Source organism: Thermopirellula anaerolimosa, assembly GCF_054657335.1.
In genome coordinates, this window is record NZ_BAAHYX010000006.1 from 840,536 (window position 1) to 857,148 (window position 16,613).

Below are 16,613 nucleotides of genomic sequence, written 5' to 3' on the forward strand. Positions count from 1 at the left end.
GAATAGACGGCAAAAAACCGGACTAGTCGCGAGGCCCGGTTGGTGTTTCGGTTCGAAGGAACCGGCGTTCAATTTCTTCCAGAGTCCTTCCCTTGGTCTCGGGCAGAAAACGCAGGATGCCGATGAAGCCCGCCGCGCAGATCGCCCCGTAGAGCCAGAATACCCCGTCCGGCCCTAAGGCTCCCAAAAGCAAGGGGAAGGTCAACGTCAAGGCCGTGCAACCCAGCCACAAGGAGAAAACGGCGATGGAGACGCCGACTCCGCGAACCCGGTTTGGGAAGATCTCGGAGATGATGACCCAGGTTACCGGGGCCAAGGACATGGCATAACAGGCGATAGCCGAAACGACCAGCACCAGCATGTGAATGCCCGTGCTGTGGAAATGATAACCCAAGCCGAGGATGAGGTAGATTCCCGCCAATCCGCCCGCCCCCATCAGCATCAGGCTGCGGCGTCCCCAGCGATCTACGGTGTAGATGGCGACAAACGTGAAGATGAGGTTGATGATGCCGGTGATGACGATGTTCAACATGACGGCGCTGACGCCGTAGCCTGCCGCTTGGAATACCTCCTGCGCATAGTTGAAGATCACGTTGATCCCGCACCACTGCTGAAAGACGGCGAGAAACACCCCCAGCGCGACGATGTGTAGGATTCCCGGTTCGAAGAGTTCGCCGATACGGACGCGACTTCCCGCTAGCGACGACAGGGACTCGCGAATGTCGCGGAGGGCGTTTTCGGCGTACTGCGAACCTCCAACGCGAGCGAGAATCCGTTCCGCGGCATTATCGCGACCCGCCTTGACGAGCCAACGCGGGCTTTCCGGTACGAAAAACATGAGCAGAAAGAACAGGGCGGCGGGGACGGTTTCGGCCCCGAACATCCAGCGCCAACCAAACTGTCCGTTCCATGTACCGCGGATGAAGTCGGCCAATTGACCCTCCGCGATTCCGGATGGGACGGGTTGAGCGATGGCCCAGTTCGTAATCTGCGCGGCGAGAATGCCGATCACGATGGTGAGTTGGTTGATGGAGACAAAGACGCCGCGAACCTCGGCGGGGGAAACCTCGGCGATGTACATGGGCGAAAGGTTCGAAGCCAATCCGATGCCGATGCCGCCGAGGATTCTGGCGGCATTGAACGAGAGGTAGCTTTCGGCCAGCGCGGTCCAGACGGCGGACGCCGTAAACAGCAGGCCCGCCGCGATGAGAAGGCGGCGGCGTCCCCAACGGTCGGTAAGCATTCCGGACAGCACCGCCCCCACCAGGCACCCCGCCAAGGCGCTGCTTTGGGCCAATCCCTGCCAAAAGCTCTTCGGCGCGATATGGAAGTAAGGTTCGTAGAACGGCTTGGCGCCGCCGATGACCACCCAATCGTAGCCGAAAAGCAACCCGCCCATGGCCGCCACAAGACAAACGGACCAAAGAAAGGTCATGTCGTAGGTGGGGGATCGAGTGCCGGAAAGTTGCGAGCGATTCATGGTGCTCTCGACGGTTCTCCGCCGGATTTGCGTTTCGGTTGGGGCGAAATCGGTCGCGCTGTCGCAATGCCGCTCACAGCGGCGTGCCGACGTCGCCCACGGCGTCGGCGGCCTGACGCAGTCGCCGAACGATCTGCTGATGAACGGCGCCGGCATCCACGGAGACGGCGACTTCGAGATTATTGTGGCGCCACGCGGGAGCGGCACGACGATCGAACACTGTGGCTCCCATGGTCAATTCGCCGGCGGTCTCCACGTCGCCCGACATCTCGACGAAGCGGAACAGTTCGGGGCAGGCGACGGCCATCAGTGCCAGCGTGTCGTGCAAGTGGATGGTTTCGCGGCCCAATTCCAGGCGGTAATTGCGGAACTTCGCCGAGAGCAATTTGCGAAACAAGGCCCCGACTTTGTTGGTTTCCTCGGGAAGCTCGTTGAGGAATCCCAAGCCTAGGGCCAGCTTGTTGCTGGCATCGAGCGGAATCAGGGTCTTGGGGGCGGCGGAGGAGAATACCACGCGAGCGGCCACGGGGTCGCAGTAGATGTTGAATTCCGCGGCAGGCGTGATGTTTCCGCCCACCTGCACGGCCCCGCCCGCGATTACGATCCGGCCCACCAAGGCCGAAAATTCCGGGTCGCGTTGAATGGCCCGCGCGATATTGGTCAACGGTCCCAGCGCGACGACCGTGACGGCGTGGGGCGAACTGCGAACCTCGTCCGCGATGACCTTCTCTGAAGGGTGAGGGGTCCGCAACTCGGCGACCGGCAGGGCGGCCACCCTCAAATCGTCGGCCGATTCGGCGAAGCGCCCCTTCACCGGCAGCCCTTGATCCGGGTCCGAGGCGGCGCCGATGCGGGGGGTCCTTTCCGGGTCGAAATACGCGAGCAAGGCCTGGGTGTTGCGGGTCGCAACGGTCGGTGATACATTGCCCCCCACCGCCGTTACCGCAAGTATTTCCCAGGTGGGTTCGAAAAGGCTGAGGCACAAGGCGAGCGCGTCGTCGATACCGGGGTCGATGTCTAAAATAATCTTTCTCGCCATGCCGCACCTGGTTTCGTGGGGAGTCCTTCCATTCCCAGTGACATTGTTCACGATTGTAAGAATGCCGGGCCTACATCGCAATGCCTTGCAGTTTCCCGGCAGTAACGCGATCGAGCGAGACGCGGACGCCCAGGCTCAAACGCTTTTGGTTGGACCGCCCATGTGACGGCGGATTCGCGGTCGCAATGGAATCAGTGCGGGGGCTCGGGTGGTGGGGCGGCTTTTGATAAGGTGAATACCATGCTCCATGATGCTTTGAGTCGACTCGAACGGGGAGTGGACCTCTCGTTCGAACAGGCCGCGTCCGTGATCGAGGCCATGATTTCCGGAGCGTGCGAAGCGGAAATTGCGCGGCGGATCCTGGCGGCCATGCACTCTAAGGGCGAGGCGGTGGATGAAGTGGCGGGCGCGGCTCACGCCATGCGGAAGCACATGGTACGAATCCGCGCGGAATCGCCGATCGTTGTGGATATCGTGGGCACGGGCGGAGACGGCGCCGGCACGTTCAACATCAGTACCGCCGCGGCCATCGTCACCGCCGCAGCCGGGGTGCCCGTGGCCAAGCACGGAAACCGGCGGATCACCAGTCGCAGCGGCGCTGCCGACGTGCTGGCCTTGCTGGGCGTAGCCGTGGATGCCGACCCCGGTTTCGCCGAGGAGTGTCTCAACGAACTGGGTATCTGCTTTTGTTTCGCGCCCCGATTTCATCCCGCCATGCGGAACGTGGCCGAGATCCGCGCGAAACTGGGGCACCCCACGATCTTCAATCTTCTGGGACCTTTGACCAATCCCGCCGGGGCAAACGTTCAGCTCTTGGGCGTGGGACGCGAACACCTCCATCGCATGATGTCGGAGGCCCTATGTTTACTGGGGACCGGGCGTTCCGCGGTAGTCTTCGGCGGCAGCGGGATGGATGAGATCGATCTCAGCGGATTGACTCGAGTCATCTTGGTGGAAGACGCCCGCACGCGGAGTTTCGGCTGGACCTGGGAGGACTTCGGGCTCAGCCCTGTGAAGCCCGATCAACTGCAAGTCACCGGGCCCGAGGAAAGCGCGTCACTGATTGCTGAGGTATTGGGCGGGCAGCCTTCACCCGCCGCCGACGTCGTCGTCGCCAATGCGGGCGCGGCCTTGTGGTTGGCGCAAAAAAGCGAGAACCTGGACGACTGCGTGGAGTTGGCGCAGCAGGCCGTGCAAAGCGGTGCCGCCTCGGACCTTCTCAACCGTTGGATCGCAAAGAGTCAGTGCGTGCGGTGAGCGCTCGGTTGTTGCCACGGCGAGGGCGGCCCCGTTTATTTTCACGCAGCGGCATTCGTACCTTTTTCGCCGGGATCCCCCCTGATGGCTAGCGTTCGCGGCTTGATTCGCATCGATTAGGATCGTCTCCGTGGATCGAAAGACCTTTCGACTGGTTCTCTTGGTGTCTTGTTGTCATGCATTGGTTCATGTATACGAACAATCGTTCTCGAGCGTTGAGCAATTGATCGCCGATGCCTTCGGCGTCAGTCAAGCGACGACGGGCCTCTTGGGGACGTCCTTTCGTTTGCCGTTCGGGCTTTGTGCCCTGGCCGCCGGATGGCTGGCCGATCGCTGGGGCCAGAAGGCGATGTTGGTCGTCTATTTGGTCGGGTGCGGCCTGACCAGCTTGTTTCTGTTCTCGGTGGGAAAGACTGCCGCTGTAACGCATAACATCTCCGTTCTGTTCATCGCGCTGCCGATTTTGGGGCTTTTCGCCTCGATCTATCATCCCGCCGGATTGGCCTTGATCGCCCAACGTACCACCCCGGAGAACCGTCCGCTGTCCCTCGGGTATCATGGCATTCTGGGATCGCTAGGCATCGCGACGGGGCCGCTTTTGGCGTCGTGGGTTTTGTATTCGGGTGGAAGTTGGGAATCGTTCTACCTGGCGCTATCCGTGCCGGGAATCCTGCTGGCCGCCGTCGTCTTTTTCGCCCTTCGCGACGACCGAGCGCAGCCGGCCCCGGTCACCCAATCTTCGGCGGATGAGCAGGCACGCTTGCCCGGGCTGTCCGTCCGCGGCGGATTACCGCCGCAAAACGAACCGCAGGATGGTGATCGTGCGCAAGCGGCGGTGGGGCCGATCATCGCGGATTCTCCCGCCGCACCGCTGTCGGAAAACGCCGGTCCCTCCGTCTCGGCGTCGGCCGAAGAAAAGCCCGCCTGGAGTCGTTACTTCCTGCTCATCGCGGCCACGACCTTGGCGGGATTTGTGTATTCCGCGGTCATGACCTTCCTGCCCCGCTATTTGGACGACTCCGGCCTATTTCCTCAGTTGCCGCGGGAAACGGTGCGGAACATCTTGAGCGGAGCCGTCCTCTTACTGGGAATGATCGGCCAATACACGGCGGGGCGTTGGGCAACCCCGCGGACCTTGGAGCGCATGTTGGCCGGAGTGTTTTGGGCGAGTCTGCCGCTTTTGATCGCGATGGGCGCGGTCTCGGGGGCATGGCGGGTATTGGCCGCCGCCGTCTTTATGCCCGTCTTCTTCATGCACCAGCCCTTGTATAACAGCCTGGTGGCCAAATACGTCCCGCGACGCCGTCGCAGTATGGCTTACGGATTGAGTTTCACCCTGAGTTTCGGCGGAGGCAGTATCGGCCCCGCTGTCATCGGTTTCATCCAAGCCGGGTCGGGAGATTACGGCAACTTGGTGAGTTACGTCGTATTGGCACTGACGATCGGTGCGGCGGCGGCCATGGTGCGATTGTTGGCGCAAAAGGCCTCCGCAACCCCGGGCCGCGGGCATTGAGCTTTTTCCAACGATGACCTTCGCGCCGATCGAGTGGCGAAGTGGTATGACGTATTCCAAAGGATGGGCCGTCGCCGGGGATACGTTTAGGCGGTGACGGAATCGTAGGGCAGGTTGAGCAGGTCGGCGACCTTGCGGAATACCTCGGCGTTGCGGCCCACGCTCAACGCCCCGTGATGCGTCGGGGCCAAGGCGAACCAGGCGTCCATCATCGACGCGGGCGGGAGCGGGAATCGCACATGCGACATGGTATTGCCGATACGGAGGATCGGGGCTTCGATCGTTTCTCCCTCATTGGCGATCATGCGCAGACGTCCACGATCATCTTGCGTTACGTTGAGCATGGTGACCGGCCCCTTGCGTACGGAAGCCTCTACGCTGACCCCCGCCCCCCATTTGCCGTGATATAACCCCATGCCGCGCAAAATCGGTCGCCCGTCGGCTATGCCGATATGGAACGGGCCGTCGTGGCCCAAGATGATGGTCCCGCGATCGTAGTCGGCGGCGACGATTTCGCTGTAACTGCCGCCCACACCGAGAATGTCGCTGATCTTCATAGCCACGGCGGTCTTCATGTCTCCCTCGCCGCTGCAAGGGATGCCCTGGGCGGTCAACAGGGAGTAGCCGAGGATCGCGGCCTCTTGCAGGTGCTCGTATTCGTTGCCGGACGCCCCGCGGTAATAGTACGTCAGCGCATCCAGATCGAACTCCGCGACCAGTTTTTCTTCGGCGACCGCCAGGCGACAAGCGGCCTCCAATTGCTCGGGACGGGGCTTCTTGGCCAAAGGATCGGACGGCGAGTCCTCGCTGATTTCGAACATCCCCTCGATTTCCGCGAGTTTGCGGCGCTTTTCCGCGTCCGTCACCGTCTCGGCCAATCGCGCCAAGTCGCACATTTCCAGCACTTCCACGTGCATCCCCGTCTGTGCGATGATTAGGGTGAAATCGCTGTACATGTCCAACATGCCGGGATAGGTGTGGCCCAGGAATCCCATTCTTCCGTCCCGCAGCGTCCGCACGACGCCCGCCGAACGAATCCAGTCGGCGATCTCGCGCCAGGCGGCGATCGCCTCCGGGCGGGCGACCGTGTTCTCATCCGCCACGGAGATTGCCGGCGCGGCCTCGAGTCCCAACAGACCGCTTACCACGCGGAATGGAATGCCGCAGCGACGAAAGGCGTTCGCGATCTCCGGCACGCAGCAGCTTACGCATTGAGCCAGCCATTCGCCGGTGCCGGTCTTGTCGTAGTTCATCGCGGCGGCGGGTTGCAAATTGAGCACGACCACGGATCGACCGCAGTCCTGCGCGATGGTGATGTGAGACGCACTCATGCCGTACGTCGCCGCATGGCAGAAAACGATGTCCACATCCTGACGCCGGAATTCGTCGGCCACGCGCCGGGCCTTGGCCTCGTGGTCCACCATGCCCGCATAGTACACGTCGCCCCAAGCCTTCATGCGCGACGCGATGAACTCGCCGTATCCGAGCAATCGCTCCAAAAGCCCCGGAAATTGTTCCCAGTAGCGTTCGTGTCCGATCGAGTAGAGCCCCACCCGGGCGCGCTTGCCTTCGCGTAGTCGCGGCAGCGGTCCGCCGCTCTCAAGGCTCATAAGAGATCCCCAAGTCGCCGCGCCGAGTCCGGCCCCCGCCGTCCCAAGAAATCCGCGCCGCGTCATGTCGCTCATTTTTCATCTCCCAAGACTGCTGTTCGCGATCTTCCCATGGCGGCCGAAACGCAGTCCTCGACCGCGATTGCCTTCATTGTGTTTGCGAGCCGACCTCGTCGCAAGAAAGCGGTGTCGGAACGGCCGCCCGCGAGGAAAGCGCAAACAAAAACGAGGAACCGGAAAGTTTTTCCGACTCCTCGTTCCGTTTGCGTTGTGATTGGACGGTCGTGGAAACGGACGTGCAAATCCTCGCCTTACGGCGATGATTGTCCGTCATCCAAGACCTCAGAAGGGCTGTTCCACCAAGGGATCGCAATCACCGATGGCCCATTGATTCTGCGTCAAGTCGCCGTCTTGCAGACGTCCTTGGTCCATGCCGGCGGCGTCGGTGTAGGACGAGTCGGAAGCCCCGTCCACCAGGCAATCGGGAACCTGAACGTCCCAAGGATGCGCGATGTAGTACGACTGATCCAAGGAGATCACGGCCTCCACGACGTCGCCCAATTCCGTGATGACGGCATCACGGACCGCGCTGAGTCCGCCGACGACCCCAATCACCAGGACGGTGATGAGGAGAATCCACTCGAACGTCAAAACGCCCTCATCCGATTTCCATAGATCTTTCAACACAACCCGCACGATCGGACCCTCCACAAAGAGAAACGAGACGAACCGGGAAACGCGACGGCACATTCCCTGCATATGCCATGCCAAAAGCGGACCGAAGCGGGGGCGTCTTTCGCTCTGTGATCATATCTTGCGACTGGACGTTGGTTTGCGTCGCAGCCGGATTCCTATTCGCACACAAACGCCGCTGCCGCAGATGTTTTGCGGTTTTAACAAGAGGCGATCGCAATCGAGTGTTTGTTGCCTCTCAAAAACATTCGCCGCCTCGCGTCCCGGGGGCGCACTGCGATCGGTCTCCCGTTTTCGGCCCTTGCCGGGACATCGTTCGGGTGTGGAATGCCCGGGGGTGCCGACGCGCTCTTCGTCGACAACGTATCCGCGTGCGGTACCCCGTCGTGGGACGAAAGCAATCGTTCGGCTTTTCGCCGGGCCGATCGCTGCACGCGTCGGATTCTGAGCTAAGTTTGCTTAACCAAGGACGATGAACGCGCGAGTTCGGTGACGACTCCGGGTTCGTACCAATTGTGTTTGGCACACCGGTCGGCGCGCAGCGAGCCCTTCGTTCGCCCGGACGATTGCGAAATCCCCCCAGACCTTGCCCGCGGTTGGACGCAATACCAGGAACCACGTCGAGAGCCAAAGCTATGAGCCACCTTTCCCAACTGCTTTTGGAAAAAGAGATTCTCCTGGAGAGCGGGACCAACGAGTTGGAAGTTCTCGTTTTCAACGTTGCGGACTATACCTTCGGCATCAACGTCGCCAAGGTCCGGGAGGTGCTTCCCGCGCCTGCGATCACGCAACTTCCCAAGGCGCATCCGTCCATTCGAGGCGTATTCAAATTGCGCAATCAAGTGATTCCCTGCGTCTCCCTCATGGATCACTTGGGGATTTACTCGACCGGAGAGCATTGCGAATCCACGGCCATATTGACGGACCTCAACCAACAGCAAACAGCCTTTTTGGTGGACCGCGTGGAGCGAATCTATCGGCTCAGTTGGGAAAACGTCTTGGCGGTCCCCGGGCTAACGGCGTTGTCTCGCATGCCGGTCACGGCGTTGACCCGGTGCGGCGACCGTCTGATCTTGATGCTCGACTTTGAAATGATTCTCGACGAGGTAACGAATCAGTATTTCCGAACGCATTGCGTGGAAAATGTCGATCAGGTGCCGCGCGATCAGGCGCTCATCGTCTTCGTGGAGGATTCTCCCACGGTTCGCGAAGCTGTGGTCAGCACGCTCCGCGAGAGCGGGTATCAGCAAGTCATTTCCTTCGAGAACGGCAAGGAGGCCTGGTCTTGGCTGGAAGCGGCGGCGCAAAAAGACGAGCCGATCTGCGACTTGGTGATCGCCGACGTGGAGATGCCGCAAGTGGACGGGCACCATCTCACCAAACGGATCAAGTCGGATCCGCGACTCCGGCATATTCCCGTTCTGCTGTATTCTTCGATCATCACCCCGGAGAATCGCAAGAAAGGCGAGTCCGTGGGCGCCGATGAGCAAATCGCCAAGCCCGACCTATGCCGGGTCGTCCAATTGGCGGACGATCTGATCAGGAAGGCCGGGCACGGGAGCGGTAACTCTCCCGACGGCGCCGCAAACGCACGGGAAAACACGCAACTCGAGGAAGAACCGGGCGATCAGGTCTTCGCGTCCAATACCCAGGCATCGTCTGGGGAAAAGCCTGCCTCAGACCGGTCCCAATCGAAGGCGGAACGCGACCGCGGGGAGTCCGCCGCGGTGCCCTCGCCCGGGACGCCCAGCGCGGAGGCTTCCGCAAGCGGGGAATCCCCGGCGAATGCAACGGCAAGCTGCGACCAATCGGCGGTCGCGGAGAGCGAGGGCGATGAATACCCCGTACCGCCGGGTAAGAACCGCCGCCTTTGGCAAACTTTCATCCAGGAGTTGGACGGTCGGCGTCGCGCCTTGAGCGACCTGATTCGTCCGCTGGACGTAGAGTCGCCGGATTTCGATGCCTTGGTCGATATGGCCAGGATCTTGCATACCGTCAAGTCGGCCTCGATGGTGGTTCCGGTGGATGAGGTCACGCGCTGCACGCACCTTGTCGAGGAACTGGTGGTCCGGTTACAGCAGGCTGCCGGTAGTGTTTCAAAACAGTGCCTGGAACGCTATGTCGCATGGCTCGATATGCTGGTCAGTCCTCCCGACGGCGACGTCACGGCGGCGCTTCGCTCCGGCACCCCCCTGGCCGAGGATTTGGAGAGGATGCTGGCGGGCGCCAACAACCGAGAGGCGATGGCAACGGCTTAGCGTCTGCCTTTCCTAACCGATTACCGTCCCTGCCTCTCGCCGCGGCGGGCGGGATTGCCATCTTGCGGGGACACTCACCTGATAGACGCTTTTGGGTTGGCCGGGTAGACTGGAGTCTTTATTCCCAACCCGCCGGCTTGAGCAATCGTCTCTGGGAGCTTTGTGAATTCTCCGCCGGGCGCCGCGGGTTCGGCTCAGACGTCCGGCGTAACCGTCGCACGAGGGAGTGTCTTCCAACGGAGTTGGCTTGCCATGAACATGGACGCAATCGTATCGCTCTGCCGCCGCCGTGGATTCATGTTTCAGTCGAGCGAGATCTACGGCGGTCTGAACGGATTTTGGGATTACGGCCCGTTGGGAGTGGAGTTGAAGCGAAATATCCGCGAGGCCTGGTGGCGCGATATGGTGACCTCGCACAATGAGTTGGTCGCTCCGCCCGGTGCACCGTCGCCCTTCGCGATGGTCGGATTGGATTGCACGATCATCATGCACCCGCAGGTCTGGAAGTGCTCCGGACACTACGACCTGTTTCACGATTACATGGTCGATTGTCGCGAGTCCAAGCGACGCTACCGGCACGATCAAGTGCAGGGCCGTTGGGTCCTAAAGGACGACCAGCGCGTTTTCGTCGCGACGGAACTGGTGGGTGCCGAGGCGGAAGAGGACGTCCTTCATAAGGCCCTGAAGTTCTTCGGCCTTCGCGCGAAGGATGCCGAGTCGCTGCGTTGGGAAAGTCCGCTGATCTCGTTGACCGCCGTCGAAGATTTCAGTCGCGTCTTGGCGCCGGACGCCAAGACGCTGGGGACCCTCACCCCGCCCCGCGAATTCAATTTGATGTTCAAGACCTACGTCGGCGCCCTGAGCGGCGAAGAGAACACGGCCTTTCTGCGACCGGAGACCGCCCAGGGCATTTTCGTCAATTTCAAGAACGTTCTGGATAGCACTCGGGTCAAGATTCCCTTCGGCATTGCACAGATCGGCAAGAGTTTCCGCAACGAGATTACGCCTCGCAATTTCACCTTCCGTTCCCGGGAATTCGAGCAGATGGAGATCGAGTTCTTCTGCCGCCCGGAAAGCTCTCGAGCGTGGTACGAATATTGGCGCAACCGTCGGTACCAGTGGTATGTCGACTTGGGGTTGAGTCGGGAAAGGCTGCGCCTCCGCGATCACGAAGCGAGCGAATTGAGCCACTATTCGTGCGGTACGGCGGATGTGGAATACGCCTTTCCTTTCTTGGCCCCGGGCGACTTCGGAGAATTGGAAGGCGTGGCTCATCGCGGCGATTTCGATCTCCGCAGTCACATGGAGGGCAAACTCGTTCGTCAAGGCAATGATCTGGTGGTGGAGTTGGGTCCGGACGGGCAACCCAAGCACCGGGGCAGCGGTCGCGATTTGGCCTATTTCGACGACGAGACGCGGGAAAAATTCATCCCGCACGTGATCGAACCTTCTGCGGGGGCGGATCGCGCGGCTTTGGCCTTCCTCTGCGAGGCTTATCAAGAGGATGAGGCTCCCGACGAGCATGGCAAGCCCGTCAAACGGGTGGTCTTGCGATTGCACCCACGCTTGGCCCCGATCAAAGCGGCGGTGTTCCCCTTGGTCAAGAAAGACGGCATGCCGGAGATCGCGCAGGCAATCTACGCCGCGCTGAAACCCCTGTGCAACGTCTTCTATGACGAAAAGGGGGCGGTCGGGCGGCGGTATCGGCGGCAGGACGAGATCGGCACGCCGTTCTGCATCACCGTGGACAGCCAAACCTTGGCCGACGGCACGGTAACGATACGCGATCGCGACACGCTCAAACAGTGGCGGGTGCGTACGGACGATTGTCCCGCCGCAATCCTCGGTCTGATCTCGGGAACCGCGCGAGTCCCGGAGTGATCGCGTCCGGCTTCATCGGAAGGTCGCACGTTCGCTGCCGCGCGGACTGATCTTACGCTTGCTTCCGCCGTTTCCCCTCCGCGCCCCAGGCACGCCGTCTGCGGCTTGGGTGGCGGTTTCTCTCCTCGATCCGCATCGAAGCTCTCTCATCTCTGCGGATGATTGCAACCTCAAAAACGTTTCTTATTGATCGGACTTGGTCGCCTCAAACGGCGGTATGGAGGCAAGACCGCGAGCGCCGATTCGTGGTCGGTCAAATTCCGCGAGAATTGCTTGACGAGGTTCCGGCTTAGCGCTACACTGACGGGCGAATTGAAACGGACACCCGCCGGTGCGTTGCCCGCCTTCTTCGCTCGAAAACGAACCATCTCTCGAAAAGGTTTTGCCTATGCGACCCTTTGGCAGACAGCGATTGTCGTTGAGCGACACTCCGTCCGGTCGAATGAAAGGAAGCTTGACGTCGGGCATGCGTGTCGCTGCGTTTTTGATGGTGGGGGCGGCGTTTTGGATGGGTGGTACCGGCGCTTCCGCAGGGGCCGACCAGGAACAGCCTGCGCTACGAGTCGCGACGTTTCGGTGCGATGTTACTCCGCCGATCGGAGGGCAGCCTTTGATCTGGCTCGACACACCCGAGACCATCGAAGACCCGCTCTGGGCGAAAGGGATCGTGCTGGAAGCGGGCGGCAAGAGGTATGCCGTTTGTGCGCTGGATTGGTGCGGGCTGTGCCATTCGAGCTACGACCTTATACGCGATGCCCTGGCGGCGGCATTGGAGACTTCTGCTGAAAACGTCTTCGTTCACACGGTGCACCAACACACGGCGCCTTACGTGGATGGCAACGCCCAGCAACATATGGCGGCGTATCCCGAGTTGCCCCTGTATGTGGATTCTGCCTTTCTTCATCGATGCGCGGAGGGTATCGCGTCCGCCGCCAAGGAAAGCTTGAAGCGTTTGCAGCCTTGCGACCGAGTGGGAGTCGGCAAGGCCGTCGTGGAACGAGTGGCATCCAGCAGGCGGATTCGCGACGAAAACGGCAATTTGGTGGTGCGCTACAGCAGCGGCGGCAGGGACCCGAAAATGCGGGAATTGCCCGAGGGGAGAATTGATCCGTATCTTCGCACCATCACCTTGGCGAAGGGAGATCGCCCCATCGTCCGTTTGCATTTCTATGCGACGCATCCGCAGAGTTTCTACGGAGACCGTCGAGTCTCGGCGGATGTTCCGGGGATGGCCAGGGAAAAGCTGGAAAAAGAGGAGAATGTGTTCGAAGTTTATCTGACGGGTTGCGCGGGAGACGTGACGTTCGGCAAGTACAACGACGGCACGCGCGAAGCACGCGACGCCCTCGCCTTGCGACTGTACGAGGGCATGAAGAGGGCGGTGGAGTCCACGCAATACGTGCCCGTCGATCGTTTCGCTTGGATCTCGCATCCCGTGGTCTTTTCGCCGCGAAGCGAACCGGGACAGACGGCGGAGGATCATCAGCGCGTGCTGGCGGACGCGAAGCAGAGTCCTCTGAATCGGACCTTGGCCGCCGTCCGCCTCAGCTTCTTCGATCGCCAAGACAAACCGTTTGCCGTCCAGGGATTACGCATCGGGCCTGCGGTCGCCCTGTTTCTTCCCGGCGAGTCGTTGCTCGAGTTTCAGGAGTACGCGATTTCGCTTGCGGATGACAAGAGTTTTCCCGCCGTAGCGGCTTACGGTGATTTGGGTACCGGCTACATCTGCTACGATGCCGCCTTTCAAGAGGGCGGGTACGAACCGACAGCCAGTCGCGTGGCGCCCGGGTCGGAGGGCGTTTTGAAGGAGGCCATTCGCTCGGTCATGGACGCACTGCGATAGAGAGAGGAAGTTACGGCCTGCGAACCTGGTACATGAGACGCTGACGGGTTCCAAGGATGAACGGTGGTGCGAGGCCGAAAACGTTGCCTTTCCGGCGAGTCGTTGGGCCTTTGCTTTGGGCCGGGTCGGTGTGGAAGACCATTGATCAGCGGACCGGAAACTATTCGAGAATCAAAAACCGGGAGAAGCATGATGAATCGTCGCACGTTTTTGGCGGCAAGCGGTAGTTTGGCGCTGATGAGTTCCGCGGCCCGGCGTTCTCGCGCCGCTGTGGTCGATAAACCGGCGCTGCTGGGAGGCAAACCGGTGCGCACCGAGCCTTTCCCCGGTTGGCCGCCGACCTCGGCCCCGATGGAGCAAGCCGTGGCCCAGGTCGTTCGGTCCGGGAATTGGTACCGCAACGGCAACGTGGAAACCTTCGAGAGCCGTTATGCCGAGTTGAATTCGGCGAAATACTGCGTGGCGACTTCCAGCGGAACGACAGCCCTGTTCACTTCGTTGGGGGCCTTGGGCGTCGGACCGGGCGACGAAGTCATCGTGCCGCCCTTCACTTTCATGGCCACGGTATCGGTCGTATTGCTGCACCACGCCTTGCCGGTGTTCGTGGATTCCGATCCGGAAACCTTCCTCATGGATCCGGGCAAGCTGGAAGCCGTGATGACGGATCGCACGAAGGCCGTCGTTCCCGTTCACATCGGCGGCAACGTGGCGGACCTCGATCGCATCGGCGTTGCGGCTCAAAATCGCAAGATCCCGATTGTGGGCGACGCTTGCCAGGCCCATTTGGCCGAGTGGAAGGGAAAGTCGGCGGGGAGTTGGGGGACCACCGGTTGCTACAGTTTTCAGCTCAGCAAAAACCTATGCTCGGGCGAAGGCGGCGCCATCATCACCAACGACGAAGCCGCCGCCGACGCCTGTTTTGCGTTCCACAATTGTGTGCGACGGCGGAGCGGCGCGCGAGGCGAACTGCAATACCGCGGCGGTCGCAACGGCAACTTCCGCATGACGGAGTTTCAGGCCGCGGTCTTGCTCAGCCAACTTCCCGAGATCGAGGCCCGTGCCGCGACCCGATCGGAAAACGGTGCCTACCTGACATCGCTCCTGCAAGAGATTCCGGGCATCCGTCCCGCCCGCATGTACGATGGCTGCACGCGGAACGCCTATCATCTCTACATGTTCCGCTATTCGCCGGAGGCTTTCGCGGGGCTTTCCCGCAACGGTTTCGTCAAAGCGCTCCGAGCGGAGGGCATCCCGTGCAGTCCGGGCTACGATCCCTTGAACAAGGCGGAATTCATTCGCGACGCGCTATCCTCGCCCGCCTATCGCCGCGTTTACGGCGACGCGGAACTGGCGCGCTGGGCACAGCGCTGCGAGTGCCCGGAAAACGACAAGCTCTGCGCCGAGAGCGTGTGGTTGTATCAAACGACCCTTCTTGCAGAGCGGTCGGCCATGGATCAAATTGCGGAGGCCGTTCGCAAGATTCACGCCCACGCCGCCGCCTTAGCGTCGGCATGAGAGGACGGCACGAGGAATCGGGGCGGTGAATCGCTCGAACCGGTCCCCGATCCGTGAATCCGGACGGATTGACGAACATCGTGCAGCACGCACAAATCACTTGACAAAACTCTGAGAGTTAGGGAGTGCCATGTCCAAGTCGCATAACGTATCGAGGCGTAAGTTCTTGGCCTCAGCGTCGGGCGCAACCGCCGGTGTGATGTTGGCTCCGAGCGCCGGCCTTCGAGCCGCGGCGATCGGAAACGCGGCGGAAAAACTGGCGCTGGAGGGCGGGCCGAAGGCCGTAACGCTCGTTCCTCAAAGCCGGCCGCGCTGGGGTGAACCGGAGTTGCGACAACTGGAAGAGATGCTCCGCCAAAGTTCGCTGTTCTATTGGGGAGGCCCTCAGACGCAACTGTTGACCGAGCGGTTCCAAAAGATTTGTCCGGTCAAATACGTTCAGACCTGTTCCTCCGGAACGGCGGCCCTGCACATTGCCGTTTCCGCCGCGGGTATCGGGCCGGGCGATGAGGTCATCACCACGCCCATCACGGATATCGGTTCGGTCATCGGCGTCATCTACCAGCAGGCCGTCCCGGTATTCGCGGACCTGGGTCCCTCTACGTATAACCTCGATCCCGCGGACGTGGAACGACGGATTACCCCTAAGACCAAGGCGATCATCGCGGTCCACTTGGCCGGCAATCCCTGCGACTTGGACGCCCTGAAGGCCATCGCCGATCGGCACAAACTGATTCTGATCGAGGATTGCTGCCAGGCCTGGGGGGCCAAGTATAAGGGGCGTCCTATCGGAACGGTCGGGCATTTCGCCTGTTTCTCGCTCCAGAACTCCAAGCACGTCACGTGCGGCGACGGCGGCGTGGTCGGCACGAACGACGAACGATTCGGCCCTCTGTTGCAAAAATTCGGAGACAAAGGCGGTGATCGCCGCAAATGGGGAGGATTCGACGCCTTTGCGACGAATTATCGCATGAGCGAACCCCAGGCGGCAGTGGCCGCTGCGCAGCTCACCCGATTGGAGTCAATCGTCTCCGTGCGGTCGAAGCTGGGAAACCTTCTTACGGAGTTGATCGCGGATGCCCCGGGCGTCGCGCCGCACGGCGTGCGTTCCGATGACCGCGCGGTTTACTGGTTCTATATGTTTCGGCTCAAGGACGACGCGCTTCGCTGCAACCGCTCTCAATTCATTAAGGCCGCCGCCGCGGAAGGGGCCAATCTCATCGGCGGGTACATCGCCAAGCCGCTGTATCAAGAACCGGTGTTCCTGAACCACGGCTTCTTCGCGGGGCGTTGGCCCGTCAAAGAATTCGGCCTCACCGACATGGATTTTGCGAAGCATTCCTGCCCCGAAGCGGAGGCAATCTTGCAATCTTGCGTCCGCGTGCTGATCACCGAGAATATGACCGAGGAGTATATCCGGCAACTGGCGGCGGCGATTCAAAAAGTCGCGCGCTACTACGCGGCATAGAGTTTTGTCGCACGCGGCGTCCGAACGGTAGTCTCCAAACGAAATTCTTTTCCAGT

Annotated in this window: 11 protein-coding genes; 7 read left to right on the forward strand and 4 right to left on the reverse strand. The window is 61.1% G+C overall.

Going from position 1 to position 16,613, the window contains the following annotated elements; genetic code table 11:
- Positions 1 to 22: 22 nt before the first annotated feature.
- Positions 23 to 1,480, reverse strand: a complete 1,458-nt coding sequence (locus ACYQ6J_RS09255; RefSeq protein WP_460183896.1) for a sugar porter family MFS transporter — start codon at positions 1,478 to 1,480, stop codon at positions 23 to 25.
- Between the two features lie 73 nt (positions 1,481 to 1,553).
- Positions 1,554 to 2,519: a nucleoside hydrolase gene (locus tag ACYQ6J_RS09260; RefSeq protein WP_460183897.1), complete on the reverse strand. Its 966-nt coding sequence runs from the start codon at positions 2,517 to 2,519 to the stop codon at positions 1,554 to 1,556.
- A gap of 240 nt (positions 2,520 to 2,759) precedes the next feature.
- Here ACYQ6J_RS09260 and trpD point away from each other — a divergent pair, with 240 nt between their 5' ends.
- Together trpD and ACYQ6J_RS09270 are read left to right on the forward strand one after the other, a co-directional pair.
- Positions 2,760 to 3,776: an anthranilate phosphoribosyltransferase gene (gene trpD, locus ACYQ6J_RS09265; protein ID WP_460183898.1), complete on the forward strand. Its 1,017-nt coding sequence runs from the start codon at positions 2,760 to 2,762 to the stop codon at positions 3,774 to 3,776.
- Positions 3,777 to 3,906: 130 nt separating this feature from the next.
- A complete protein-coding gene (locus ACYQ6J_RS09270) occupies positions 3,907 to 5,289 on the forward strand; it encodes an MFS transporter (RefSeq protein WP_460183899.1) in 1,383 nt (460 codons plus the stop codon).
- A gap of 86 nt (positions 5,290 to 5,375) precedes the next feature.
- Here the strand turns inward: ACYQ6J_RS09270 and ACYQ6J_RS09275 are convergent, their stop codons facing one another.
- The gene (locus tag ACYQ6J_RS09275; protein ID WP_460183900.1) at positions 5,376 to 6,974 is read right to left on the reverse strand and encodes an L-arabinose isomerase family protein; all 1,599 of its coding nucleotides are present in this window, start codon (positions 6,972 to 6,974) and stop codon (positions 5,376 to 5,378) included.
- Positions 6,975 to 7,241: 267 nt separating this feature from the next.
- A complete protein-coding gene (locus ACYQ6J_RS09280; protein WP_460183901.1) occupies positions 7,242 to 7,595 on the reverse strand; it encodes a hypothetical protein in 354 nt (117 codons plus the stop codon).
- 632 nt (positions 7,596 to 8,227) lie between these two features.
- On the opposite strand from ACYQ6J_RS09280, the gene ACYQ6J_RS09285 reads away from it, so the two are divergent.
- The 5 genes from ACYQ6J_RS09285 to ACYQ6J_RS09305 all read left to right on the forward strand — a co-directional run bounded on the left by ACYQ6J_RS09285 (position 8,228) and on the right by ACYQ6J_RS09305 (position 16,557).
- A complete protein-coding gene (locus ACYQ6J_RS09285) occupies positions 8,228 to 9,850 on the forward strand; it encodes a chemotaxis protein (protein ID WP_460183902.1) in 1,623 nt (540 codons plus the stop codon).
- Between the two features lie 258 nt (positions 9,851 to 10,108).
- The gene (locus tag ACYQ6J_RS09290; RefSeq protein WP_460185538.1) at positions 10,109 to 11,731 is read left to right on the forward strand and encodes a glycine--tRNA ligase; all 1,623 of its coding nucleotides are present in this window, start codon (positions 10,109 to 10,111) and stop codon (positions 11,729 to 11,731) included.
- Between the two features lie 466 nt (positions 11,732 to 12,197).
- Positions 12,198 to 13,574, forward strand: a complete 1,377-nt coding sequence (locus tag ACYQ6J_RS09295; protein ID WP_460183903.1) for a hypothetical protein — start codon at positions 12,198 to 12,200, stop codon at positions 13,572 to 13,574.
- A gap of 189 nt (positions 13,575 to 13,763) precedes the next feature.
- On the forward strand, positions 13,764 to 15,089 hold the full coding sequence (locus ACYQ6J_RS09300; RefSeq protein WP_460183904.1) for a DegT/DnrJ/EryC1/StrS family aminotransferase: 1,326 nt from the start codon (positions 13,764 to 13,766) through the stop codon (positions 15,087 to 15,089).
- Between the two features lie 130 nt (positions 15,090 to 15,219).
- Positions 15,220 to 16,557 carry a DegT/DnrJ/EryC1/StrS family aminotransferase gene (locus ACYQ6J_RS09305; RefSeq protein ID WP_460183905.1) on the forward strand — a complete coding sequence of 446 codons (1,338 nt, stop codon included), beginning with the start codon at positions 15,220 to 15,222 and terminating at the stop codon, positions 16,555 to 16,557.
- Positions 16,558 to 16,613 lie beyond the last annotated feature (56 nt).

Excerpts from the sequence above, each read along its gene's own strand:
- ACYQ6J_RS09285 (WP_460183902.1), top strand. The coding sequence starts at position 8,228 with ATGAGCCACCTTTCCCAACTGCTTTTGGAAAAAGAGATTCTCCTGGAG.
- ACYQ6J_RS09300 (WP_460183904.1), top strand. The coding sequence starts at position 13,764 with ATGATGAATCGTCGCACGTTTTTGGCGGCAAGCGGTAGTTTGGCGCTG.
- ACYQ6J_RS09290 (WP_460185538.1), top strand. The coding sequence starts at position 10,109 with ATGGACGCAATCGTATCGCTCTGCCGCCGCCGTGGATTCATGTTTCAG.
- ACYQ6J_RS09295 (WP_460183903.1), top strand. The coding sequence starts at position 12,198 with ATGCGTGTCGCTGCGTTTTTGATGGTGGGGGCGGCGTTTTGGATGGGT.
- trpD (WP_460183898.1), top strand. The coding sequence starts at position 2,760 with ATGCTCCATGATGCTTTGAGTCGACTCGAACGGGGAGTGGACCTCTCG.
- ACYQ6J_RS09275 (WP_460183900.1), bottom strand. The coding sequence starts at position 6,974 with ATGAGCGACATGACGCGGCGCGGATTTCTTGGGACGGCGGGGGCCGGA.
- ACYQ6J_RS09260 (WP_460183897.1), bottom strand. The coding sequence starts at position 2,519 with ATGGCGAGAAAGATTATTTTAGACATCGACCCCGGTATCGACGACGCG.
- ACYQ6J_RS09305 (WP_460183905.1), top strand. The coding sequence starts at position 15,220 with ATGTCCAAGTCGCATAACGTATCGAGGCGTAAGTTCTTGGCCTCAGCG.
- ACYQ6J_RS09255 (WP_460183896.1), bottom strand. The coding sequence starts at position 1,480 with ATGAATCGCTCGCAACTTTCCGGCACTCGATCCCCCACCTACGACATG.